A 23,078-nucleotide genomic window follows, 5' to 3' on the forward strand; every position below is an offset into this window, starting at 1 on the left:
GCAGGGATGCTGGCACGCAAGGGCTACCCCGAAGGGCTCGCCCTCCGGGTGGTGAGGGAGGCACTGGAAGCGGAGGGGGAGGACGTGGAGGAGTACCCGCTGTACGGCTCGGACTGAGCCGTACGGTCCCGACCGACGGCACTCCCGGATCCGCTGCGTCCCGATCTCCGGCCCGGGCCGCGCGCACCGACGGCCGGGCCGTACCGGTGTCCGTCGCCCCCGGCGGCACGCGGCTGGTCGCCCGCGGCGCGGCGCATCTGGTCCTCGCGCCGCTCTTCGGCCGGCTCGGACCGGGAACGAGACCGGAGGACCCCGGCTGAGGCCGGGGACCGGAACGGCCACGGAAAGACGGGGCCGGGTCCGGCGGACAGTGACTACTCTGAGGGCGTCGGCGCAGCACAGCGCGGTGCCGCCGCCACGCCCCGATGTGCGTAAGACAGGCAGGAGTGACGAATGGCGGAGCGCAAGCCGATCGAGTCATGGCTGACGGACATGGACGGAGTCCTCGTCCACGAGGGCGTGCCGATCCCGGGGGCCGACGCCTTCCTCAAGCGGCTGAGGGAGTCGGGCAAGCCGTTCCTGGTGCTGACCAACAACTCGATCTACACGCCCCGCGACCTGCACGCCCGGCTGAAGCGGATGGGCCTGGACGTCCCGGTGGAGAACATCTGGACCTCCGCCCTGGCCACCGCCAAGTTCCTGGAGGACCAGCGGCCGGAGGGCACCGCCTACGTCATCGGCGAGGCGGGGCTGACCACCGCCCTGCACGACATCGGCTACATCCTCACCGACACCGACCCCGACTACGTGGTGCTCGGCGAGACGCGCACCTACAGCTTCGAGGCGCTCACCAAGGCGATCCGGCTGATCAACGACGGTGCGCGGTTCATCGCCACCAACCCCGACGAGACCGGCCCGTCCGCCGAGGGCGCGCTGCCGGCCACCGGGTCGGTCGCGGCGCTGATCACCAAGGCGACCGGGCGCGAGCCGTACTTCGTCGGCAAGCCCAACCCGCTGATGATGCGGGCCGGGCTCAACGTCATAGGCGCCCACTCCGAGTCCAGCGCGATGATCGGCGACCGGATGGACACGGATGTGCTGGCCGGACTGGAGGCCGGGATGGAGACCTTCCTCGTCCTCACCGGGCTGACGCGGCCGGCCGACGTGGACCGCTTCCCCTTCCGGCCCTCGACGGTCGCCGACTCGATCGCGGATCTCGTCGAACGGATCTGAGCCCACCCGCACCCGCCCGCCCCGCCCCGCCCCGCATTCCGGCCCGCCCGCTCCCCGGGCGCGCTCGAACGGAGCAGCGCGGGGCGGCGCCGGGATGCGGGGCGGCGTGGGGCGGCGGATCTTCGGGAGTACCGACCCGGAGGTTCGACATGGGCATCTTCCGCACCGTACGACCCGCTCCGAGCGTCCTCGCCGCGGCGCTCGCCGTCTGCGCCGCGGCGGCCCCTCCCGCGGGTCTCGCCGCCCTCACGGCCCTCGCCGTCCCCGCGGCGGCCGCCGAGAGTCCCGGAGCCGGATCCTCCCACCCGCCCGACCCTGGATCCTCCCGCCCGCCCGCCCCTGAGACCTCCCTCCCGCCGGGCCCGGGCACGGCGGAGTCCGGCTCGCCGCAGGTGTCGGTGCGGGTGACGCCCGCGAAGGTCCGGCCCGGCACCGAGATCGAACTGTGGGCCGTGTCCTGCCGGGGCACCGTAGCCACCGCCCGCTCGGAGGCGTTCGTCGCCGACGCGCTGCTGGCCCCCGGCGCCGACCGCGGCGGGCTGCGCGGCGAGGCGGTCATCCGCTCGGACGCCGAGCCCCGGGAGTACCGGATCACGGTGGAGTGCATGGGCGTGAAGGTCACCGGCCGGGTGACCGTGCACCACTCCGGGACCGCCTCCGGGGGCCCCTCGCACCACGCCACCGACCCGGCCGTGAGCCCGGTCGCCCCCGTGCCGGCCGGAGGCGGCGGCACCGCGGAGGCGGCCGGTGACGAGGGCGGGGGAGCCGGACCGAGTGCCCTCCACACCGTCCTGGGCGCCGGACTGGCGGGCACCGCCACCCTGGTCGTCCTCTGGCGGGCCGCGGCGCTGCGCCGCCGGTCCCGCTCCGAATCCGACCGCTGAGCCGGCCGGCGGCGACGGCCGTGTACGACGACATCCCGGGCGGGGAGCCGCGCACGGGCTGCGCCTCCCGGCTGGCGGCGGTAGCGGTGTGGGCGGTGCTGCTGCTCGGACTGTGGCTGTGGGGGAGGGAGCTGACCGACCCCGCCGCCCCGCCGCCGGATCCGGCGCGGGCGGGGGCCCCGGCGTCCGACCGGGCGCGGGGCGGGGGATCCGGCCACGCGCCGCTGCCCGGCGCCGAACCCCGGCGCATCGACATCGACACCGTCGGCGTCCACGCGCGGATCATCGAGCGGGGGCTCGACCGCGAGGGCGCCGTGGAGCCTCCTCCGATGGACGCCCCCGACACCGTCGGCTGGTACGCCGACGGCCCGGCGCCCGGCGCGGAGGGGGTGGCGCTGCTGGTGGGCCACCTGGACACCGACACCGGCCGGGCGGTCTTCCACCGCCTGCCCTCGGTGCGCCCCGGTGACCGGATACGCGTCGCGCGCGCCGACGGCAGGACCGCGGAGTTCACCGTCGAGGACGTCGCGATCGCCGAGCGGGCCGACTTCGACCCGCACGAGGTCTACGGCGCCCGCCGCCCCGGACGCGCCGAACTCCGGCTGATCACCTGCACCGGCGCCTTCGACCGGGCCAGCGGCTCCTACACGGCCAACCTGGTGGTCTCGGCTTACCTGACCGGTGTCCGCCCCGGGACCGGGGCGGACACCGGCCGGGCCGACGGCGCGGGCAGGCCGGGCTGAGCGGGCCGGGCCGGACGGAGGTCCCGTGCGCAACCGCCGTCCGGCCCGGTCGTTGTCGTCACCGGGGTGAACCTCCGGCCGGAACCGGTTGTGTTCACCGTCCGCCCGGGATTGAGGAGGGAGGAGACGCGGTACTCGGGCACCGAGATCCCCCAGGACACGGAAGGCTGCCGCCCCGCCATGTACGACACAGCTGAACCGGAAGCCGACGACCCGCCCGCCGCGACGCGGGCCCTCGACGAACTGCCGATCTCACCGCCCCCGCTGCTGCGCCTCGCCGGGGACGGCGACGACGACGAGTGCGAGCCGCACATCTGCCGGGGCATCGACTGAGGAGCGGGCGCGTGAGGGGCCGGGCGGACGGGCGCGGCTCCCCGGGAACGCGCCGGGAAACGCCTCCGGGCCCCACCGCGGAGAGCGGTGGGGCCCGGATCGAGAGGTACGCCGCCAGGGACTCGAACCCCGGACCCGCTGATTAAGAGTCAGCTGCTCTAACCAACTGAGCTAGCGGCGCCCGCAGGGGCGGTGGTCCGCACGGTGTGCGCCGACCGGTGCCGAACTGCGGAAACCAGCATACCCGACGCCGCGGGGTGCTCCGTCCGTGCCGCCGCCGGGCCGCGCCGCCCGCCGCGCCTGCCCGCCGTACCCGCCCGCCGTGCCGACCGGTGCGGCACGGCGGGCGGGCACGGTCTCCCGCGCGGGGGCGCGGGGCGGTTAGGTTCCCGGGTATGCGAACCGGTGAGCTGATGGACCTGGCGTGGCGGCTGACGGTCCGCGCGGAGGGGAGGCGGGCCGTGCTCGGCCTGGCGGGGCCGCCCGGCGCGGGCAAGTCCACTCTGGCCGAGGCCCTGGTGGCGGGGCTGCGGGGGCGGTACGGGGCGGACGCGGCGGCGTACGTCCCGCTGGACGGCTTCCACCTCTCCAACGCCCAGCTCGACCGGCTGGGCCTGGCCGCCCGCAAGGGCTCGCCCCCCACCTTCGACGTCCACGGGTACGCCGCCCTGCTGCGGCGCCTGGTCCTGGAGCCGGACCACGACGTCTACGTGCCCGACTTCGACCGGACCCTGGACGAGCCGGTCGCGGCCCGCCACGTGGTGCGCCCCGGGGTCCGGCTGGTGGTGACGGAGGGGAACTACCTGGCCTGCGACCTGCCCGGCTGGCCGGACGCGCGGGAGTCGATCGACGAGCTGTGGTACGTGGAGGCCGGCCGGGAGGAGCGCCGCCGCAGGCTGGTGGAGCGCCAGGTCGCGGGTGGCCGTACCGCCGGGGAGGCCCGGGAGTGGGTCCGGTCCAACGACATGCCCAACGCGCAGATCGTGGAGGCGTCGAGGGCGTCGGAGTGTGTGAGGCTGTCGTTCCACTGGTCGGGACGCGAATGACGCAGGGCCCCTCGCTTGATGCGAGGGGCCCTGCGTCCTCGGTACGCCGCCAGGGACTCGAACCCCGGACCCGCTGATTAAGAGTCAGCTGCTCTAACCAACTGAGCTAGCGGCGCCTGCGGGCAGCGACTCCGGAGAACTCACGGAGGAGACCTCGTGGAGCGCGCTGTCGTGGACCATACTACCCGCTCCCCGAGGTGCCCCCGACCACACGCCCGGGGTGGCCGGCGGAGCGGCTCACAGGGACAGCGGCAGCAGCACCCCGGCGGCCTGCTCGCTCAGCGCCTCGGCGGCCCTCCGCAGCCGGTGGGTCTCCTCGACCGGCAGGCACACCCCCAGGGAGCCGACGGCCGATCCCGCGGTCACCGGCACGGCCGCGCAGACCGAGCCGACCTCGTACTCCTGCAGGTCCAGGACCGGCACGGTCGGCCGCTGCCGTTCCAGGAGGCTCAGCAGCACCCGCTCGTCGGTGATCGTGCGCGGGGTCAGCCGGACGGCCCGGTGCCGGGAGAGGTGGTCCCGGCGCGCGTCGTGGTCGAGCTGGCCGAGCAGGCACTTGCCCAGCGCGGTGGCGTGTCCGGCGGAGCGGAAGTCCGGGCGCCCGGGCGGAGCGGGGTGGCGCGGGCCGTCCGCGTATCCGATGATCTCCACCTCGCCGTCGCGGTAGCGGCCGAGGTAGACGGCCGCGCCTATGGAGTCCCGCAGCCGGGCCAGCGTCCGCCACAGCCGCTCGCGCAGGATCCGCTCCCGGCCGCCCGCGCCCGCGCCGCCGAGCAGGACCAGTGCCTCGCCCGCCACGTAGGAGCCGTCGCCCAGGCGCTCGACGTACCCCTCGCGCAGCAGCGTCCGCAGCAGACCGGCCAGGCGCGCGGGCGGCAGCCCCGTGCGGTCGGCCAGCCGCACCTCGTCCACACCGTCGTGGTCTTCCGCGACGGCCTCCAGGACGCGCAGGGCGTGCCGCACCGAGGGAGGGCGCACGGAGCCGGGCGCGGACCGTACGGGCTGTACGGGCGGGTGGTGCTCCGGGGCGGGGAGACGCCTCGGGAACGGCTCGGGGCAGGGATCCCCGGGTGAGTGCAGCAGTGTCACGGTGCCCCCTCGGGCGGGTGACCGCTCGCGGTGCGACACCCGCCCGAGGGACACCGGGTCTTCGGGTGCGGGACGGCCGCGGCCGTATACCGTCCCCGCACAGAACACTGGCCCCCCGCCCGGCTCCCGAAACATGTTCGAAGGCGGACGGGCGGGAGGTCCGGGCGCGGTGCCGCGCCGTCAGAGGATCGCGCTCAGGAACTCCCTGGTGCGCTCGTGGTCGGGGTCGTTGAAGATCTTCTCCGGCGGGCCGGACTCGATCACCTTGCCCTCGTTGAACATCAGCACCTCGTCGGAGATGTCGCGGGCGAAGTTCATCTCGTGGGTGACCACCAGCATGGTGATGTCGGTGGTGTGCGCGATGTCCCGCAGGACGTCCAGCACCCCGGCGACCAGCTCCGGGTCGAGCGCGGAGGTGACCTCGTCCAGCAGCAGCACCTTGGGCCGCATGGCCAGTGCGCGGGCGATGGCCACGCGCTGCTGCTGGCCGCCGGAGAGCTGGGTGGGGTACTTGTCGACGTGCTCGGTCAGCCCCACCATCTCCAGCAGCTCGCGCGCCCGCTGCTCGGCCTCGTCCTTGCCCATGCCCAGCACGTGGACGGGCGCCTCGGTGACGTTGCGCAGCACCTTCATGTTGGGGAAGAGGTTGAACTGCTGGAAGACCATGCCGATCTTCTTGCGCACCTCGCGGACGTGCTTCTCCCCGGCGGGGACGAGCCTGCCGCCCTTCTCCTCGTGGGTGAGGTAGTCGCCGTCGACGGTGATGGTGCCCTCGTCGGGCCTGAGCAGGGTCATCAGCAGCCGCAGGATCGTGGTCTTGCCCGATCCGGAGGGGCCGATGAGGGTGACGTGCTTTCCGGCGGAGACGCTGAACTCCAGCTGGTCCAGGACGACGTGGTCGCCGAAGCGCTTGGTCACCCTGTCGAAGCGGATCAGTTCGCGGCCGTCCGCGGCAGTGCTCGTGGTGGCGTTCTCACGCGGGGTGTCAGCGGACAAGACGACGCTCCAGGGCTCGGATGAGGAGGGAAGCCGGGTAGGCGATGACGATGAAGGCGATGCCGACGACGGTGATCGGCTCCAGGAACCGGAAGGTCTCGGAACCGTAGGCGCGCGCCTCGCCGAGCATCTCGAAGGCCCCGATGATCGCGATCAGCGGCGAGTCCTTCAGCATGGCGATGACGTAGTTGCCCAGCGCGGGCACCACGCGGCGGATCGCCTGCGGCAGGATCACGGCCGTCCAGGTGCGCACCGGCGGCAGGCTGAGCGCGGTGGCCGCCTCCCACTGCCCCTCGGGCACACCGTCGATGCCGGCCCGGTAGACCTCGGCGGTGTAGGTCGAGTAGTGCAGGCCGAGGCCGATCACGCCCGTCATCAGCGGGGACATGGCCGGACCCCACTCGGGCACCACGTAGAAGAGGAAGAACAGCTGCACCAGCAGCGGGGTGTTGCGGATGAACTCGGTGACCGCGGTCACCGGCGTCCGGATCCACGCCCTGGAGGAGCGCTGTGCGACGGCCCACACCAGACCGAGGGTGAAGGCCAGCAGGGACCCCAGCACCAGCGCCTGGAGGGTGACGAGCACCCCGTCCCAGAAGCGCGGCATGAAGTCCGCGACGATGTCCCAGTTCCAGTTCACCGATTACCCCCCGGGGTGCCCGCGCCGGCCGTCCCGGTGACGGGGTCGGCGGTCTTCGTCCGGCGGCGCAGGCCGCCCAGCAGACCGGTTCCCGGCGGCGGCGCCTGCCCGATCCCCGCCTTGGCCTTGCGCTCCACCAGCCGCATGACGCGTGTGATGAGGAAGGCGAGCACGAAGTACATCACCAGCAGGAGCGTGTAGATCGGCGCGCTCTCGTTGGTGGTGAAGCGGATCAGGTTCGCCGCGAAGGTCATGTCGGCCACGCTGATGACCGAGACCAGCGCGGTGCCCTTCAGCAGCTCGATGGCGAGGTTGTTGAAGGGCGGGACCATCTCCGGCCACGCCTGGGGCAGTTCGATGCGCCGCAACCGCTGCATACGGGTGAAGCTCAGCGCGATGCCCGCCTCGCGCTGGGCTGGGGAGACCGCGGCCAGCGCGCCGCGTACGACCTCCGAACCGTACGCGCCGTAGGTCAGGCCCAGCGCCAGCACGCCCGCCCACATCGGGACCAGCTGCCAGCCGAAGGCGATCGGCAGTGCGAAGAACAGCCAGAACATGAACACCAGCGCCGAGGCTCCGCGGAAGATCTCGAAGTAGGCGCCGGACAGGAAGCGGACGATCCACAGCGGGGAGGTCCGCATGACTCCGATGACGAAGGAGACGGCCGCGGCCAGCGCGGCGCTGTACACCGTCACCTGGATGGTGATCCAGATGCCGGGCAGCATGTAGGACTCCCAAAGGCCCCAGGTCATGACGCGCACAGCTCCTTCGCGGTCAGGTCGGTCATCTCGTCCTCGGTGAAACCGAAGGGCCGCATGATCTCCAGCAGCTCGCCGCTCTCCTTGAGCCTGCGAAGCTCCCGGTTGAACGCGTCCCGCAGCACCGTGGAACTCGGCCTGAAGGCGAAGCCGCCCGCGCCGATGGCCGGTTCGCCGTCCACCGTGGGCTGGAAGGGCTCGGTGGACTCGGCCCGGTCGCTGCCCTCGACCACCTGGCGGACGGTCAGCGAGGTGCCGGCGAAGACGTCCGCCCGGCCCTGCTCGACGGCGGCCAGTCCGGCGACCTGGTCGGGCAGGATCAGCATCTCGTCGCGGGGGACACCGGCCGCGACCGCGTAGTCGATCTCGGCGTACGCGGTGCCGGTCGCCATCTTGGCGCCCGTCCGGACGATGTCCTCGTAGTTGTTCAGCCCTTTCGGATTGCCCTTGGGGACGATGAACGCGTCGAGCATCACGTACTCGGGGTCGGCGAAGATCACCTGTTCGCAGCGCTGGGGATTGATGTACATGCCCGCGGAGACCACATCGAACTGCTGCGAGCGGAGTCCCGGAATCAGCGAACCGAACTCGGTCGGAACGGGGACGACGTTCTCCACACCCAGCCGATTGAAGATGACCTTCGCGATCTCCGGCGCCTCACCGGTCAGTTCGCCCTGGTCGTTGATGTATCCGTAGGGGACCTCGCCGGCGATGCCCACCCGCACGGTGTTCTGGGCCCTGACGCGCTCCAGCAGGTTGCCCTCGCCGGCCTCCCCGGTGGTGGGCACCCGGCTGCATCCGGCCACGCCGATCGCGCCCGCCGCGCCCAGTGCGCCGAGACCCGCCAGCATCGCGCGGCGGCTTATCCCCCGGTCGGGTCTCGTCCGGTTACCGGGGCTTTCCCCGATGCCTGTTTTTCCTGTCTCGTTCCCTTGTGGTGGAGCCATGGGCGCGCCACTACCCCGATCAAAGAAAAATATGCCCGCCGTTTCCGGCCCTTGATGCGGCCGTTGCGGTGTTGACGGCCGGGCCCGGCCGCTGCGTCAGTATTGAGAGGGAAATCGACGGACAGGAGCCGAAATGGCAGACCGTTTCATCGAAGTGTCGCTCGACAAGCGAGGGGTGAGCTGCACGGCGAAACTGCTCGACGACCGCGCGCCCGTCACCTGTGACGCGGTGTGGAACGCCCTTCCGCTGGGCGGCGACGTCTACCACGCCAAGTACGCGCGCAACGAGATCTACACACTCCTGCCGGTCTTCGCCCCGGCCGAGCCGCCGCTGGAGAACCCCACCATCACGCCCATCCCCGGCGACCTGTGCTACTTCACCTTCACCGACGTCCAGCTCGGCACCTCCTCCTACGGGTACGAGGCGGAGGCGGGGCACCGGGGCAGGCCGACGGTGGTGGACCTGGCCCTGTTCTACGAGCGCAACAACCTGCTGATCAACGGCGACGCCGGCTGGGTCCCCGGGATCGTGTGGGGGGCGGTGGTGGACGGGCTGGACCGGATGGCCGACGCCTGCCAGGACCTGTGGCGGGCCGGGGCCCTGGGCGAGAGCCTCAACTTCCGGCGGGCCTAGAAGCCGGGCCCAGACACCGGACCGGGCGCCGTCTCCCGGCCCGCACCGGACGCGAGCGCCGGGGGCGGCGGAACGTCGGCGGCCCCCGCCTCGTACAGCGCGTGCGCGGCGCGCAGCACCAGCGCGTCCGCGTGCCGCGCGCCCACCAGCTGCACCCCGATCGGCAGTCCGCCGCCGTCCACCCCGCAGGGCAGGGACGCCGCGGGCTGCTGGGTCATGTTGAACGGATAGGTGAACGGCGTCCAGCCCGTCCAGCGGGTGTACGGCGAGCCCGGCGGCACCTCGCCGCCCAGCTCGAAGGCGGTGACCGGCAGCGTCGGGGTGACCAGCAGGTCGTACTCCGTGTGGAAGGCGCCCATCAGCCGGCCCATCGACATCCGCACGTCCACCGCAGCCAGGTAGTCCAGCGCGCCGTAGGCCGCGCCCCGCTCGCACACCTCCCGCAGGCCCGGGTCCAGCAGTGCGCGCCGCTCGGGGTCCAGGTGCTGGGTCACCCGGGCGGCGCCGCTGAACCACAGGGTGTGGAAGGCCTCCAGGGAGTCGGGCAGGCCCGGGTCGCACTCCTCCACCCGCGCGCCCAGCCCCTCCAGCGCCTCCACGGCCCGCCGCACCGCCGCCGCGACCTCGCGGTCCACCTCCACCCGGCCGCCGAGGTCGGGGGAGTAGGCCACCCGCAGACCGGCGACCCCGCCGCCGAGGCCGTCGCGGAAGCTGCCGGGCACCGGCCCGAGCTGCGACCAGTCGCGGGCGTCCGGGCCGGTGATCACGTCCATCAGCAGCGCCGCGTCCCGTGCGTCGCGGGTCATCGGGCCGACGTGCGCGAGCGTCCCGTAGGCGCTGGCCGGGTACAGCGGCACCCGCCCGTACGTCGGCTTCAGCGCGAAGATCCCGCAGAAGGACGCCGGGATGCGCACCGAGCCGCCGCCGTCGGTGCCCAGGCTCAGCGGCCCGGCCCCCAGTGCCACCGCGGCCGCGCTGCCGCCGCTGGAGCCGCCCGCGGTGCGCCCCGGTGCGTACGGGTTTCCCGTCGCGCCGTGCCGCGGGCTGTCGGTGACGCCCTTCCAGCCGAACTCCGGCGTCGTCGTCTTGCCCGTGAACACCGCCCCGTGCTCGCGCAGCCGCGCCACCGAGGGGGCGTCCTCGTCCCAGGGGCCGTCCGCGGAGACCGTCCACGAGCCGCGCAGCGTCGGGCCGCCGCGCAGCAGCAGGATGTCCTTCACCGACACCGGGACCCCGTCCAGCAGGCCGGCCGGCTCCCCGCGCCGCCACCGGTCGGCGGACTGCCGCGCCTGGTCCATCGCCGCCTCGGCGTCGATGCGGACGAACGCGTTCACCGCCGGCTGGACGTGCTCGGACCGCTCCAGCACGGCGCGGACCGCCTCCACGGGGGTGAACTCCCCGCGGGCGTAGCCCTCGACGAGCCGGGCGGCGGTCATGGCCGTGAGGTCGGCGGGGTCGGCCGGGTCGGCGGAGCCGGTCGGGCGGGTGGGGCCGGTCATGGCGCGCTCCTGTCCGGGACGTAACCGAGCTGTTTGTCCACGACGTTGAACAGGGGCTCGCCCGCCGCCCAACGGTCGAAGTTGTCGCAGAACTGCCGGGCGAGGTCGTCGCGCCAGCCGACGGTGTCGCCGCTCATGTGCGGTGACACCAGCAGGCCGGGGACGTCCCACAGCGGGCTGCCGGAGGGCAGCGGCTCGTCGGCGAAGACGTCCAGCGCCGCCGCCGCGATCCGGCGCGAGACCAGCGCCTCGACCAGGTCCTCCTGCACCACGTGCGCTCCGCGTCCGACGTTGACGAAACGGGCCGTCGGCTTCATCCGGGCGAAGGCGGCGGCGTCGAACATCCCGGCGGTCGACTCGGTCAGGGGCGCCGCGCACACGACCCAGTCGGCGGAGGGGAGCAGGGAGTCGAGCACCCCACTGGCGTGAATCCGGCCGAATTCCGGATCGCCGGACCGTTCCGTGCGCCCCACGAGTTCGACTTCGACACCCAGTGCCATGAGTGTGCGGCCGATTGCCCGGCCGATGGGACCCGAACCTACGACAATCGCGTGAGTTCCGGCCAGCCGCATTGTCTCCCGGTGCTGCCAGCGCCGCTGCCGCTGCAATTCCCAACTACCGTGAAAATCCTTGGCCAAAGCCAGGACGAGACCTGCGACGTATTCGGCGATGGGCTGGTCGAAGACCCCCCGCGCATTTGTGATCACCGTCTTCGAGTCGACCAGTTCCGGACAGCTCAGCAGCCGGTCGACCCCGGCGCTCGCGGTGTGCACCCATTCCGGCCGCCGGCCCGGTCCGGGCCAGGCGCGGCGTACGGCGTCGGAGGCGAAGTCCCAGACCAGCAGCACGTCCGCGGCCGGGAGCAGGGCGGCCAGCGAGTCCTCGTCGGCGTACTCCACCCGGGCGCGCCCCGAGAGGCGCTCCAGATCCGGCGGGTTCGGCAGGCCGCCGCCGGGAGCACCGGGAACGCCGGGAACACCGGAGGAACCGAGAACGCAGAGAACGGGGGCGCCGACTGGAACAGTCGTTTCTGACATGGGCGGAAAACCGTTTCGCAACGAGGGGGCAACGAGGACGGGGAAGTATCGGGGCCGCACGGGAAGAGGGCGGGGGCACCGTACGGACGCACGGACGGACGGAAGGATTGACCACGGTAGGGACCTGTAACTACCTTCGTCAACGAAGGCATCTGTCCCGGCGTCCCGGCTCTCTTCCGCCGGCCTTTTCCCCCGTCAACGGCCCTTGGCCGCCCCTACCCTCTTCAAGGGGTGCTCATGGATGTCTCGTTCCTCGGCGGTCCGCATCCGCAGCGCGGAGTCGGTGTCGTCGCCCCCTTCGACTTCGCACTCGACCGCGAACTGTGGCGGTGGGTCCCCGACGACGTCTCCCTGCACCTGACCCGCACTCCGTTCGTCCCCGTCGAGGTGAGCCTGGACCTGGCCCGGCTCGTCAGTGAGCACGAGACGCTGCGGGAGGCCGTCCAGGCGCTGTGCGCCGTGGCGCCGGAAGTGGTGGCGTACGCCTGCACGTCCGGCTCCTTCGTGGGCGGCACGGGCGGGGAGAGGGCCATGTGCGCGGCCATGGAGCTCTCCGGGGAGGTCCCCTCCCTCACCACCTCGGGCGCCCTGCTGGAGGCGCTGGAGGAACTCGGCGCGCGGCGGGTCGCCGTCGTCACCCCGTACACCCGGTCGGTGACCGACTCCCTGGAGGCCTTCCTGGGCGAGGCCGGGATCGAGGTCACCGGCCGCAGCTATCTGGGGCTGACGCGGGAGATCTGGCGGGTGCCGTACCGGGACGTGGTGGACATGGCCCGCGAGGCCGTGGTGGACGCGCCCGACGCCCTGTTCATCAGCTGCACCAACCTGCCGACGTACGACGTGATCCCGCAGTTGGAGGCGGAGCTGCGGATGCCGGTGCTCTCCGCCAACCAGGTCACCGTGTGGTCGGCGCTGCGCCGCATCGGCAAGGACGCGGTCGGCCCCTACCAGGCGCTGCTCGACCCCGTGGCCCGGCGCGGCCCGGCGTCCATGTCGTCCCTGCCGCCTGGGCCGCCCGTGATCCCGGACGGCGCAACGGAGTTGGGGAGCGCCGCGGGGGTGCCCGGGCCGTCGGCCGAACGGGAGCCGGAGCCCGCGGTGGCCGGAACGGAGCCGGAGGCGGCCGAGGGTGCGGAGCTGCCGCCCTTTCCGGACGAACCGGGCGGACTGCCGCTCCTGTGATCCCTCCCCGCGGCCCCACCGCCGCGGGGAGGGGACCACCGCAGAGGAAACCGAGGAAGAGGAGGAGCGGATGGACCGGATGGACCGGACGGGCCGGACCGAAGAGGCGGAACGGGTGGAGCGGGTGGAACGCACAGCGGACGTCGTCGGATTCCTCTATCCCGGGCACTCCGCCGAGGACGAGTACCCCCGGCTGGAGGCGGTCCTCGGAGAGGTCGCCGCCTCCGTCCGGCTGCCGCTGGTCCACACCGACATCGGCGAGGACGCGCACCGCGTGGACGCGCTGCTGGAGATGGGGTCCACCGCCCGTCTGTCGGCCGGGATCGGGCGGCTGCGCGAGCACGGCGCCCACGCGGTGGTGTGGGCGTGCACCAGCGCCAGCTTCGTCTTCGGCTGGGACGGGGCGCACGAGCAGGTGCGCGAGCTCTCCTCGGCCGCCGCGCTCCCCGCCTCCAGCACATCCTTCGCCTTCGCCCACGCCGTACAGGCGCTGGGGGTCGAGCGGGTCGCCGTCGCCGCCACCTACCCCGAGGACGTGGCCGAGCACTTCAGGGCCTTCCTCAAGGCGGCGGGCGCCGAGGTGGTGTCGGTGCGCGGCGCCGGGATCGTCACCGCCGCCGAGGTCGGCACCTGGGGCCGCGAGGAGGTGCTGGCGCTGGCCCGCGCGGGCGACCATCCGGACGCACAGGCCGTACTGCTGCCCGACACCGCCCTGCACACCGCCGCCTGGCTCCCCGAGCTGGAGGCGGCGCTGGGCAAGCCGGTGCTCACCGCCAACCAGGTCACCGTCTGGGAGGGACTGCGCCTGCTGGACCGCACGGTCTCCTGCCCGGCGCTGGGGGCGCTCTTCGACGGCCGGGCGCTCGCGGAACCGCTGCTCCTGCGGGAATAACGGGCGGGCCGTGCGGGCTGTGCTCTTCCGGCGCGGACGTCCCGCGGCACACGCACCACGAGGAGGCAGCCCGCGATGGATCCGGTCAAGGACGCGGACGCGAGGAACGGCGCACCGGCCGGCGGACACGGCGGCGACCCGGTGAGAGGCACGGCGCGGGGCACCGCCCCCGTCCCGCTGTCCGTACTCGACCTGGCCACCGTCGGCGCCGGCCGCACCGCCGCCGACGCCCTGCGCACCTCCGTGGAGATCGCGAAGCTGGCCGAGGGCCGGGGCTACCACCGGCTGTGGGTCGCCGAGCACCACTCCATGCCCGGGGTGGCCAGCTCCTCGCCCGCCGTCATCCTGGCCCACCTCGCGGCCCACACCGACTCCATACGCCTCGGCTCGGGCGGGGTGATGCTGCCCAACCACGCGCCCCTGGTGATCGCCGAGCAGTTCGGCACCCTGGAGGCGCTCGCCCCCGGCCGCATCGACCTGGGCCTGGGCCGCGCCCCCGGCACCGACGGGGCGACGGCCGCCGCGCTGCGCCGCACCGACCGGCCGCACGAGGCGGCCGACGACTTCCCGCGGCAGCTCGCCGAGCTGATCAGGTTCCTCGACGGCGACTTCCCCGACGGCCACCCGTACGCCCGCGTCCACGCCGTCCCCGGCCCCGTCCAGGGGCGCGTGCCCGGCGGGGTGCAGTCGGCTGACCGGCCGCCGGTGTGGCTGCTGGGCTCCTCCGGCTTCAGCGCGCAGCTCGCCGGGAGCCTGGGCCTGCCCTTCGCCTTCGCCCACCACTTCTCGGCGGCCAACACCCTGCCCGCCCTGGAGCTGTACCGCTCCTCCTTCCGCCCCTCGGAGGTGCTGGACGAGCCGTACGCCCTGATCGGCGTCTCGGCCCTGGCCGCCGACGAGGAGAGGGAGGCGTACCGCCAGGTGATGACCGGCGCGCTGTCGATGCTGCGGCTGCGCACCGGGCGCCCCGGCCTGGTGCCCACGCCCGAGGAGGCCGAGGAGTACGAGCGGGGCATGGGCGAGCTGGAGCGCGACTTCGTGCGCGGCTGGCTGGCCAACGTGGTGTACGGCACGCCCGGGCAGGTGCGCGACGGTCTCGACGCGCTGGCCGAGCGCACCGGAGCCGACGAGCTGATGATCACCTCGCAGTCCCACGGGGCGCCGGCGCGGCTGCGCAGCTACGGGCTGATCGCCGACGCCTACGGGCTGCCGTCCGCCACCAGCAGCTGACTGATGCGGTCCGGCGGCACCGGCTTGGAGTAGTGCCACCCCTGGCCGGTGTCGCAGCCGATCCGCCGCAGCCGGTCGGCCTGGGCCGGGCCCTCGACGCACTCGGCGGTGACCGTCAGCCCGAGGTTGTGGGCGAGCTGGACCAGCGAGGTGACGATCGTCTCGTCGGCGGGGTTGAGGGAGCGGGCGGTGCGGAAGCCGCGGACGAACGTTCCGTCCAGCTTCAGCCCGCGCACCGGGAGCCTGCTGAGGTAGGCGAGGTTGGAGTAGCCGGTGCCGAAGTCGTCGATCGCGATGCGCACCCCCATGTCGGACAGCGCCTGGAGCGCCTTCAGCGGCCGTCCCGCCGAGCCCATCACCGCCGACTCGGTCAGCTCCAGCTGGAGCAGCCCCGCCGGCAGCCCCGTCTCCTCCAGGATCGCCGCGACGTCGGCCACCAGATCCGAGTCCCACACCTGCCGCACGGCCACGTTGACGCTGACGTACAGCGGCCGGCAGGGCTGCTCCAGCTGCCAGCGGCGGGCCTGGCGGCACGATTCGGCGAGGATCCAGCGGCCCAGCGGCACGATGGCGCCGTTCTCCTCGGCCAGCCCGATGAACCGGTTGGGGGCGAGCGTGCCGAGCCGCGGGTGCCGCCAGCGCACCAGCGCCTCCACCCCGGTGAGCGTCTCGTCGTGCAGGGAGACGATCGGCTGGTACTCCAGCGCGAACTCGCCGCGCTCCAGTGCCGGACGCAGGGTGCTGGACAGCGCCTGGCGGGTCATGCGGTGGGCGTTGCGCTCGGGGTCGAAGAGCGTCCAGCGGGCCTTGCCGTCGGCCTTCGCCCAGTAGAGCGTGGTGTCCGCGGCCTGCATCAGCTCCGTGGCGGTGGTCCCGGCGGCGGGCCGCTCCACCACCCCGATGCTCGCGGAGACCGCCAGCCGCTGCCCGTCCAGGTCGAACGGCCGCTGGAGGGCGGCGAGCACCTGCTCGGCCAGCTCGGTCAGCGGCTGGGTGCCGGTGGACGCCTCGGCGAGCAGGGCGAACTCGTCGCCGCCCAGCCGCGCCACCAGATGCCCGCCCGGCTCGGCGCACCGGCGCAGCCGGTCGGCGACCGCGTCCAGGAGACGGTCGCCCACCCGGTGGCCGAGGGTGTCGTTGACGGCCTTGAAGCCGTCCAGGTCCAGGTAGCACAGCCCGATCCGGCCGGTGGTGGACTCGGCGAGCGCGGTGGACAGCCGCTCGAAGAACAGCGACCGGTTGGGCAGTCTGGTGACCGGGTCGTGCATCTGCAGGTGGCGCAGCCGCTCCTGGAGGTCGCACCGCTCGCTGATGTCGGCGACGGACAGCAGCGCGGTGCCGCGCCGCCGCCCGGGCCGTGCGGCGGGCTCACCGGTGGGCACCACGGTGACCCTGGCCCAGACGGAGCGGCCGTCCCCGTGCTTGAGGCGGCGGGTGCAGCTCATGGAGTCGCTGCGCCCCTCCAGCACGGCCTGGCACTCGTCGCGGGCCCGGTCGTCGATGCCGAGCCCGGCCAGGGCGGTGACGGGGGTGCCGGCGAGCTCGGCGGCGGGGGAGCCCAGGAGCTGGCCGAGCGCGTGGTTGGCGGCCAGGACGCGCCCCTCGCCGTCGATCACCGCCATCGCCAGGCCGGCGGCCTCGAAGGCGGTGCGGTAGTCCGCCGGGCCCAGGGGAGGGCCGGGGGAGGCGGGCGCCCGGAAGCCCGCGGGATCGTCACTCTCGGTCACGGCGGGGGTCGTCGTGCCCGGACTGTCACCCGGTTTCCTGCCCGGTCCGTCGAGTGGTCCATTCACCGATCGCTCCCGCGGGGGACTCGTCTCGTGTAGGTGGCCCGGGCGGCGGGCCGGTGGTCGTCGTGGGGGTGTCCGCCCTGGAAATGTGCCGATCATAGAGGCTTATCGGGCGGCCGAGCCAGTGTCGCGCGGAGTGTTCCGGATCCGTGCGGCGGACTCCTGGGACGCATTTTCGAGCGGCTGATCGTTCCTGCGCGGCAACTTCCCGCAGGCGACCGATGATGACCGATTGTTACGCACGGTGATCCTGTGGGGTCTCACTCGTACGGCTCAGCGGAACGGGGCACGCGGGCACAGGAAGGCACACAGTGGGTGCCGTGCCCCTCCCCGGGGGCGCCGTGCCCCGACACCACCGCGGGAGGACGATGTGCGGCTTACGCGCAGGGCCGAGTGGACCGGAGGGGGGCGGAACGAGCCCGTGTTCCGGCCGGGCGGCTCCTGGCCGGGCCCCCGGTCGCGCCGGACCGGGGCGGTGATCACGGCGTTCTCCGCGCTGGTCGGCACCAGCCTGGTCACCGGACCGGTCGCCGTCGCGGCCGGCGCCGACTCCTGCGCACTGGAGCGCACCGCACTCCACCACTCCGAGGGCCTGGACACCTGGAACCCGGCCTACCCCCGCCCCTTGGGAGAGCTCGACGCGCTGATGGTCTTCCTGTCCTTCCCCGAGGCCCGGCCCGCCGCCTCGCCCCGCGCTCTGGCCGCCGACTACTTCCCCGACACCTCGGACTTCTTCGAGCGCGCCTCCTACGGGGCGTTCGAGCTGCGCCCGCACGTGACCCCCCGCTGGTTCGAGATGGCCGCCGACTCGCGGGCGTACGGGATACAGCGCGACTGGGAACCGGACCTGCGCGGCGCCTACCTCCACGACGCCGTCGCCGCCGCCGACCCGCACGTGGACTTCGGCGACTACGACATCGTCTACCTCGTCGCCGACCCCGACGCGCCGGGCGTGAACTCCGACGCCACCAAGGTCGTCAACCTCGAGGAGCCGATCACCGTGGACGGCGTCGAGCTGCACCGGGTCGTGACGGTCTTCGAGAAGCAACCGCCGGACCGCAACGTCCTCGCCCACGAGACCCTGCACATCTTCGACCTCCCCGACCTCTACCACCAGCCCGAGGACGGCGAGGGCGACTGGGACACCCACGTCGGCGACTGGGACATCATGGGCAGCCAGTTCGGGCTCTCCCCGGACCCCTTCGGCTGGCACAAGTGGAAGCTGGGCTGGCTGGACGGCGGCCGGGTCGACTGCCGGGCCGAGGCCGGCACCAGCCGGCACACCCTGCGTGCGGTCAGCGCACCGGACGGCGGCGGGCCCGGCGGTTCCGACACCCGGCTGGTCGCGGTCCGCACGGGGCGCGGCGAGGCGCTGGCGATCGAGGCGAGGGAGCCCAGCGGCAACGACGTCACCTCCTGCACCAGCGGCGTACTGGTCTACCGGGTGCGCAGCGACGTCCCCTCGGCGCAGGGCCCCGTCAAGGTGGTCGACGGGCACCCCGGCACCGGGGCGTGCGACCGCGTCTCGGTGTACCCGCCGCTGGCCGACGCGCCGCTGGGCCCGGGGGAGGCCGTGGACGTGGACGTGGAAACGGGCACGGTGCGCGTGGAGGTCGTGGACCGCACCGAGCGGGGCTGGCGGGTGGAGGTCACCGTGCGGGGAGTGCCGGGCCCCGGCCCCGGGGCGGTGTGAGCGGGATCCCGGAGCCGAAGGCCCGTACGCGGGTGTGACGCCGGAAGGCCCCCGCTTCCGCGGGGGCCTTCCGGTTGTCTGTACGCCGCCAGGGACTCGAACCCCGGACCCGCTGATTAAGAGTCAGCTGCTCTAACCAACTGAGCTAGCGGCGCCTGTTGACGTGGTAAACCTTAGCACCCTGATCCGAGGGAGCGGAAATCGGTTGATCACGGCCGCCGGCGAGCCCCCGGCCGCCCTCGCGAACGGCCCGCACGCAGGCCCACAGCAGCGCCTCGGTGCCCGGCAGCCAGGGCTTGCGGACGTCCGGGGCGACCAGCCAGCGGGTGGTGGGCGGGCAGCCCTCGCCGGGCACCGGCGGAGGGATGGTCACGGCGTCGCCGAGGCCGTAGCACAGGAGCGGGGGGATCGTTTCCGCAGCGCCCTCCGTACCGTCCGTACCGTCCGCGCGGTCCTCGGTCCCGCCCGCCGGTGCGGACGAGCCCCGCCACTCCCGCCAGCGCAGCAGGGCCGGCAGCCGCTGGGCGGTGCCGGGCTCTGCGAACAGGAGCATCCGGCCCGCGTGGAGCGCCACCGGGCCGGTGCCCGGCCCGGTGGTCCACAGCCGGTCCAGCATCCGGCGGCCGAACAGCGTGCCGACGCTGACCACGTCGAAGGCGGTGCCGCAGGGCAGGGTGCTCGGGGCGCCGGGGCGCACCGCCCACAGGGCGTGGACGCTGCGCGGGAAGGCGCTCGAGGAGGCGAGCCACTCGGCTCCGGCAGGGGTCACATAGGCGGCGGGATCGCTCATGCCCCCAACATCTACCGGCAACCTGTGTACCGTCCCTGGAAATCCGTGAAAACGGGACGCGGTGCGGCGGCTTCGGGTATCTTTCGCGCCGCATATGCCGCGGGCGTAGCCGTGACCGCCGCCGTGACCGCCGCCGCGGTCCACCGCACCCCGGCCGTCCCGCGTCGGCCGTCGCCCCGCGCGTCACTCCGCGCCGTCACTCCGGGGTGCGGTCCCGCATCAGCTCGCGGCCGAACTCGATCATCTTGCGGGCGTAGTCGGCCGTCCACTCGGCCCGCTCGGCGATCGCCTCGTCCGGCAGCCGGTCGAAGCGCCTGGGGTCGGCGAGCTGCGCCGCCGCCAAGGCCTGGAACTCCATGGCCCGGTCCGCCGCCGCGCGGAAGGCCAGCGCCAGTTCGGTGGCGCGGCCCAGCAGCTCGCGCGGATCCTCGATGGACTCCAGGTCGAAGAAGTGCTCGGGGTCCGCGGCGGCGTCCGGCGGCTCGAAGAGCAGCGGTGCGGGGCGCCGATGGCGCGGCTCGCCGTCGCGCCGTTCCGGAGCCGGGTTCGGCTCGGGCATGGAGATACCTCCGTCGGTCGTGGGCAGCGTTCCATTGTCCCCCCTCGTGCCCGCCCGGCGCGGGTCCGGGCGGCCGGCCCCTCCCGGCCGCCTTGCGCGGGGCCGCTCACCAGGGCACGGTGTGCTCCGCCAGATGGGCCAGGACCGCGTGGTTGGCCTCCCAGCCGTCCGGGAACTTGACCGTGACGCCGAGCTGGACCGGCTCGGCGGAGGGGTACTCGTCCAGCAGCTCGGGGACGCCCGCCCGGCACACCACCACACAGGCGTGCCGGTGGCGCGAGGCCAGCACGCACAGCCGCCCCGTCTCCAGGTGGAAGGCCGTGGCGTCCGGGCGGCCCGACAGCGGATGGAGCACCACCGTCACGTCGAACTCGCGCCCCTGGAGCCGGTTGGCGGTGTCCACCGCGACATCCGTCACGCCCAGGCAGGCCAGCGCCGCGCGGACGGCCGCCGCCTGGTCGCGATGGGCGGTGCCCACCGCGATCCTCTCCGCCGTCACCGGGGAGGGCTCCCCGGAGCGCCCGCCGAACGCCTCGCCGCCGCGCTCCAGCAGCCGCCGCACCACCGCGGCAACGGCCGCGACCGCCTCCGGGTCGGTACGCGGGGTGTGGCGGGCCGGCAGCTCCAGCAGCCCCCATCCGGAACCGGCCGCCTCGTCCAGCACCCGGTCCACGGGGGAACCGTCGGAGGGCGCCTTGAACTCCAGCCGCCGCTCGCCCGGCCCGGTGCCGCTGCGGAACGGGGTGTAGGGGTAGAACGCCCTCGACACCAGCGGCGCGGCCGAGGCGGGCAGCCGCCAGGAGACCGGCAGCCGGTGCACGGGAAGACCCGGGTTGTGCGCCAGCAGCGTGGTCACGGCGCTGGCCGACGGGTCGTACGACAGCCCCGCCCACTGCTCGGCGCCGACCTGGCTGAACGGGTCGAGCTGGCCGGGATCGCCCACGAACAGCGCCCGCTCGAACAGCCCGGCCACCGACAGCAGCGCGTCGGAGCGCATCTGGTACGCCTCGTCCACGATGGCCTGCTCCCACGGCCCGGCGCCCCTGACGTGGGCCCACTTGGCGGCCGTGGAGACCACCACGTCCAGCCCGGCCAGATCCGCGGCCTTCGACGACTTCACCACCGAAGGGTGGCGGTCCAGCACCGGGGAGTACGGCTGCGCCTCGCTGCTGTGCAGCCGGCCCACCGGCAGTTCCGGTTCGGCGGTCGCCAGCCGGTCCACGAGGTCGTCGACCTGGGCGTTGGTCTGGGCGACGATCATCAGCGGACGGCCCGCGGCGGCCAGTTCCCGGGCGGCGCTCACCACCAGCGTGGTCTTGCCGGCGCCGGGCGGCGAGTCCACGACCACACCGCGGTGGGCGCCCGAGAGGACGTCGCGCAGGATCGCGCCGGTCGCCGCGGCGGCGGCCGCACCCGGGTCGGGCGCGGCGCCGGTCCCGGTTTCGTCGACGGGCGCGGCGCCGGCGTGGGCGCCGGCCGGGGTGCCGCTCAAAGCAGGTCCTCCGGCGTCACGGGGTCGGGCGCGTCCAGGGCGTCGGGGTCGGGCGGGCCGCCGTGCGTCCACGGCGTCTCCTCCGGGTCCGGCAGGTCCGGTCCGCCGCGCGGCGCGTGCTCGAACAGCGTCCAGCACACCGTCTCGCCCTTCTCCGGCACCGAGCCGGCCTCGGGCTCCCTGCCGCGGCCCATGCCGCCGGTCAACCGTACCGTCAGCAGCCCCGGCGCGGGGGATCCGGCGAACGTCCCCGGCTGCGGCTTCCCGCTCCCCAGGGCCCGGTGCAGCCGCTCGCCCCCCTCCAGGTGCGGCCGGTCGGCGGTGCGGACGGTGACCAGCGGGCGCGGCATCGGACGCTTCCCCGACGAGTACGCCGTCTCCACCTCGACCACCTCGCCCTCGAACGCCTCCCCGGCCATCCGCCGCTCCGCCATCACCAGCGGGTCGTCCAGCGCCTCCTGGGCTGCCAGCTCCGCCTGGGCCGTCTCCCGGGCGGCGAGCTTGCGGGCCGCCGTCACCGCGTCGTCGCGCCTGGGCTGCGGCGGCTCTCCGGCGCGCAGCCGGTCGCGGTGCGCGGTGTAGGACCAGCGGTCCCGCTTCCAGCGGTCGGCGACGTGGGCGCCCGGCGGCAGCGCGCGCAGCAGGTCCAGGCCCTGCCACACCGCGTCCCAGGTGGGCCGCAGCTGGGAGGCGACCAGTTCGCGGATCTCCGCCTCGGCGCCGGGCAGTCCCGCGTCGTACCGAGCGACTGCCGGGGCCAGCCTGCGGTTGTCGAAGGCCGGATCGGTGGCCGGGCCCGCGGGCGGGGTCAGCAGCAGCCCGTCGCGGTCGCGGGCCAGCTCGGCGCGGAGGGCGGCCTCCGCGCCCGACTCGCCCTCCCCGGCGGTGATCCAGGCCAGCAGGGCGCCCAGGTGCTGGTCCTCCAGGCGGCTCTGGCCCGTGGCCCAGTGGCGGCCCAGCACCTCGGTGACGGCCAGCAGCAGCGAGGAGCCCGGCACCCGGGCCCGCTCCCCGTAGTGCGTCAGCCACCGCCCCAGCAGCGGCAGCCGGGGCGGGGCGGGGTGGGCGGCCTCCGGGTCCTCCTCGGCGGTGCGGCGGAAGCGCATGGACCGGCCCAGCAGCCGTACGTGGTCGACGCCCGCGGAGCTGGGCACGACGAGCTGCGGCGCGTCCGCGCACAGCTCGACCTCGACCTTCGCCTTCCTGCCCGTCTCCGGGTCGGTCTCGGAGCGCTCCACGAGCTCCACCTCGTCCTGCGCGGACTCCAGATGGGGCAGTACGGCGTCGGCCAGTTCGGCGAGGAAGGCGAAGCGCAGCGTGCGGTCGCGCGGCTGGGGCACGACCAGCAGGCGCGGCGCGTCCCGGTCCGTCCCCACCATCGCGCCCAGCGGGGCGCCGGCCTCGCCGGCGGTGGTCAGCGGCACCAGGACCAGGGGCCGCTCGGCCAGGTGCCGGTGGCGCACGGTCGCCACGGGCTGTGCCCGGCCCGTGGCGGCGGCCTCGATCCGGGCCAGGGTGGTCACCAGCGCGTGGACAGTGGAGGGGGGAAGGGCGAGGTTCCGGGTTGACTCTTGGGCAGACAGGATCCCGTACCCAGGGAGGAAGGGTTCC

The 23,078-nt window shown here is 74.0% G+C and carries 22 protein-coding genes, 3 tRNA genes and 1 pseudogene; 11 read left to right on the forward strand and 15 right to left on the reverse strand.

Going from position 1 to position 23,078, the window contains the following annotated elements; all coding sequences use genetic code 11:
• The 5 genes and pseudogenes from ACLIYP_RS20330 to ACLIYP_RS20350 all read left to right on the forward strand — a co-directional run.
• Positions 1-117 (forward strand): annotated as a pseudogene (locus ACLIYP_RS20330) (recombination regulator RecX); the annotation flags it as partial.
• A 336-nt stretch (positions 118-453) separates the two neighbouring features.
• Positions 454-1,233, forward strand: coding sequence for an HAD-IIA family hydrolase (locus ACLIYP_RS20335; protein WP_093654177.1), 780 nt, complete (start codon positions 454-456; stop codon positions 1,231-1,233).
• A gap of 149 nt (positions 1,234-1,382) precedes the next feature.
• Positions 1,383-2,117: a hypothetical protein gene (locus ACLIYP_RS20340; protein WP_412714559.1), complete on the forward strand. Its 735-nt coding sequence runs from the start codon at positions 1,383-1,385 to the stop codon at positions 2,115-2,117.
• A 20-nt stretch (positions 2,118-2,137) separates the two neighbouring features.
• Positions 2,138-2,860: a class F sortase gene (locus ACLIYP_RS20345; protein ID WP_412714560.1), complete on the forward strand. Its 723-nt coding sequence runs from the start codon at positions 2,138-2,140 to the stop codon at positions 2,858-2,860.
• A 180-nt stretch (positions 2,861-3,040) separates the two neighbouring features.
• Positions 3,041-3,193, forward strand: coding sequence for a hypothetical protein (locus tag ACLIYP_RS20350; protein ID WP_412714561.1), 153 nt, complete (start codon positions 3,041-3,043; stop codon positions 3,191-3,193).
• 107 nt (positions 3,194-3,300) lie between these two features.
• Here the strand turns inward: ACLIYP_RS20350 and ACLIYP_RS20355 are convergent.
• Positions 3,301-3,374 (reverse strand) — tRNA-Lys (locus tag ACLIYP_RS20355).
• 214 nt (positions 3,375-3,588) lie between these two features.
• On the opposite strand from ACLIYP_RS20355, the gene ACLIYP_RS20360 reads away from it, so the two are divergent.
• On the forward strand, positions 3,589-4,239 hold the full coding sequence (locus tag ACLIYP_RS20360) for a nucleoside/nucleotide kinase family protein (RefSeq protein WP_412714562.1): 651 nt from the start codon (positions 3,589-3,591) through the stop codon (positions 4,237-4,239).
• A gap of 42 nt (positions 4,240-4,281) precedes the next feature.
• On the opposite strand, the gene ACLIYP_RS20365 is transcribed toward ACLIYP_RS20360, so the two are convergent.
• The 6 genes from ACLIYP_RS20365 to ehuB all read right to left on the reverse strand — a co-directional run bounded on the left by ACLIYP_RS20365 (position 4,282) and on the right by ehuB (position 8,669).
• Positions 4,282-4,355, reverse strand: a tRNA-Lys gene (locus ACLIYP_RS20365).
• A gap of 121 nt (positions 4,356-4,476) precedes the next feature.
• Entirely contained in the window at positions 4,477-5,217 is a 741-nt protein-coding gene (locus ACLIYP_RS20370; protein ID WP_412714563.1) for an IclR family transcriptional regulator, read from the reverse strand.
• 291 nt (positions 5,218-5,508) lie between these two features.
• Positions 5,509-6,324, reverse strand: coding sequence for an ectoine/hydroxyectoine ABC transporter ATP-binding protein EhuA (ehuA, locus tag ACLIYP_RS20375; RefSeq protein ID WP_412714564.1), 816 nt, complete (start codon positions 6,322-6,324; stop codon positions 5,509-5,511).
• Complete coding sequence (ehuD, locus tag ACLIYP_RS20380; protein ID WP_412714565.1) at positions 6,314-6,964, reverse strand: ectoine/hydroxyectoine ABC transporter permease subunit EhuD; 651 nt, start codon at positions 6,962-6,964, stop codon at positions 6,314-6,316. Before ehuD ends, ehuA begins: the two co-directional genes overlap by 11 nt.
• Complete coding sequence (ehuC, locus tag ACLIYP_RS20385; RefSeq protein ID WP_412714566.1) at positions 6,961-7,716, reverse strand: ectoine/hydroxyectoine ABC transporter permease subunit EhuC; 756 nt, start codon at positions 7,714-7,716, stop codon at positions 6,961-6,963. Before ehuC ends, ehuD begins: the two co-directional genes overlap by 4 nt.
• Positions 7,713-8,669, reverse strand: a complete 957-nt coding sequence (ehuB, locus tag ACLIYP_RS20390; protein ID WP_412714567.1) for an ectoine/hydroxyectoine ABC transporter substrate-binding protein EhuB — start codon at positions 8,667-8,669, stop codon at positions 7,713-7,715. The genes ehuC and ehuB overlap by 4 nt, the downstream gene beginning before the upstream one ends.
• Positions 8,670-8,802: 133 nt before the next feature.
• On the opposite strand from ehuB, the gene ACLIYP_RS20395 reads away from it, so the two are divergent.
• Entirely contained in the window at positions 8,803-9,303 is a 501-nt protein-coding gene (locus tag ACLIYP_RS20395) for a DUF3830 family protein (protein WP_412714568.1), read from the forward strand.
• Here the strand turns inward: ACLIYP_RS20395 and ACLIYP_RS20400 are convergent.
• Positions 9,300-10,802, reverse strand: coding sequence for an amidase (locus ACLIYP_RS20400; RefSeq protein WP_412714569.1), 1,503 nt, complete (start codon positions 10,800-10,802; stop codon positions 9,300-9,302). The two genes, ACLIYP_RS20395 and ACLIYP_RS20400, sit on opposite strands and share 4 nt — an antisense overlap.
• On the reverse strand, positions 10,799-11,701 hold the full coding sequence (locus ACLIYP_RS20405) for a D-2-hydroxyacid dehydrogenase (protein ID WP_412714570.1): 903 nt from the start codon (positions 11,699-11,701) through the stop codon (positions 10,799-10,801). Before ACLIYP_RS20405 ends, ACLIYP_RS20400 begins: the two co-directional genes overlap by 4 nt.
• A gap of 375 nt (positions 11,702-12,076) precedes the next feature.
• Between ACLIYP_RS20405 and ACLIYP_RS20410 the strand changes: the two genes are divergently transcribed.
• The 3 genes from ACLIYP_RS20410 to ACLIYP_RS20420 all read left to right on the forward strand — a co-directional run bounded on the left by ACLIYP_RS20410 (position 12,077) and on the right by ACLIYP_RS20420 (position 15,143).
• Entirely contained in the window at positions 12,077-13,021 is a 945-nt protein-coding gene (locus ACLIYP_RS20410; RefSeq protein ID WP_412714571.1) for a maleate cis-trans isomerase family protein, read from the forward strand.
• A 79-nt stretch (positions 13,022-13,100) separates the two neighbouring features.
• Positions 13,101-13,913, forward strand: a complete 813-nt coding sequence (locus ACLIYP_RS20415) for a maleate cis-trans isomerase family protein (RefSeq protein ID WP_412714578.1) — start codon at positions 13,101-13,103, stop codon at positions 13,911-13,913.
• A gap of 75 nt (positions 13,914-13,988) precedes the next feature.
• On the forward strand, positions 13,989-15,143 hold the full coding sequence (locus ACLIYP_RS20420) for an LLM class flavin-dependent oxidoreductase (protein ID WP_412714572.1): 1,155 nt from the start codon (positions 13,989-13,991) through the stop codon (positions 15,141-15,143).
• Here ACLIYP_RS20420 and ACLIYP_RS20425 read toward each other — a convergent pair.
• Positions 15,113-16,870 carry a putative bifunctional diguanylate cyclase/phosphodiesterase gene (locus ACLIYP_RS20425; protein WP_412714573.1) on the reverse strand — a complete coding sequence of 586 codons (1,758 nt, stop codon included), beginning with the start codon at positions 16,868-16,870 and terminating at the stop codon, positions 15,113-15,115. The genes ACLIYP_RS20420 and ACLIYP_RS20425 overlap by 31 nt on opposite strands.
• A gap of 538 nt (positions 16,871-17,408) precedes the next feature.
• Between ACLIYP_RS20425 and ACLIYP_RS20430 the strand changes: the two genes are divergently transcribed.
• A complete protein-coding gene (locus ACLIYP_RS20430; RefSeq protein ID WP_412714574.1) occupies positions 17,409-18,626 on the forward strand; it encodes a M6 family metalloprotease domain-containing protein in 1,218 nt (405 codons plus the stop codon).
• An 81-nt stretch (positions 18,627-18,707) separates the two neighbouring features.
• Here the strand turns inward: ACLIYP_RS20430 and ACLIYP_RS20435 are convergent.
• The 5 genes from ACLIYP_RS20435 to ACLIYP_RS20455 all read right to left on the reverse strand — a co-directional run bounded on the left by ACLIYP_RS20435 (position 18,708) and on the right by ACLIYP_RS20455 (position 23,050).
• A tRNA-Lys gene (locus ACLIYP_RS20435) sits at positions 18,708-18,781 on the reverse strand.
• Entirely contained in the window at positions 18,772-19,416 is a 645-nt protein-coding gene (locus ACLIYP_RS20440) for a hypothetical protein (protein WP_412714575.1), read from the reverse strand. Before ACLIYP_RS20440 ends, ACLIYP_RS20435 begins: the two co-directional genes overlap by 10 nt.
• A 196-nt stretch (positions 19,417-19,612) precedes the next feature.
• Positions 19,613-19,975 carry a hypothetical protein gene (locus ACLIYP_RS20445; protein WP_412714576.1) on the reverse strand — a complete coding sequence of 121 codons (363 nt, stop codon included), beginning with the start codon at positions 19,973-19,975 and terminating at the stop codon, positions 19,613-19,615.
• Positions 19,976-20,081: 106 nt separating this feature from the next.
• On the reverse strand, positions 20,082-21,467 hold the full coding sequence (locus ACLIYP_RS20450) for an AAA domain-containing protein (RefSeq protein ID WP_412714577.1): 1,386 nt from the start codon (positions 21,465-21,467) through the stop codon (positions 20,082-20,084).
• Positions 21,464-23,050 carry a hypothetical protein gene (locus ACLIYP_RS20455; protein WP_412714579.1) on the reverse strand — a complete coding sequence of 529 codons (1,587 nt, stop codon included), beginning with the start codon at positions 23,048-23,050 and terminating at the stop codon, positions 21,464-21,466. The genes ACLIYP_RS20450 and ACLIYP_RS20455 overlap by 4 nt, the downstream gene beginning before the upstream one ends.
• Between the last annotated feature and the right edge of the window lie 28 nt (positions 23,051-23,078).

Source organism: Streptomyces nanhaiensis (assembly GCF_046614825.1).
GTDB lineage: Bacteria > Actinomycetota > Actinomycetes > Streptomycetales > Streptomycetaceae > Streptomyces > Streptomyces radiopugnans.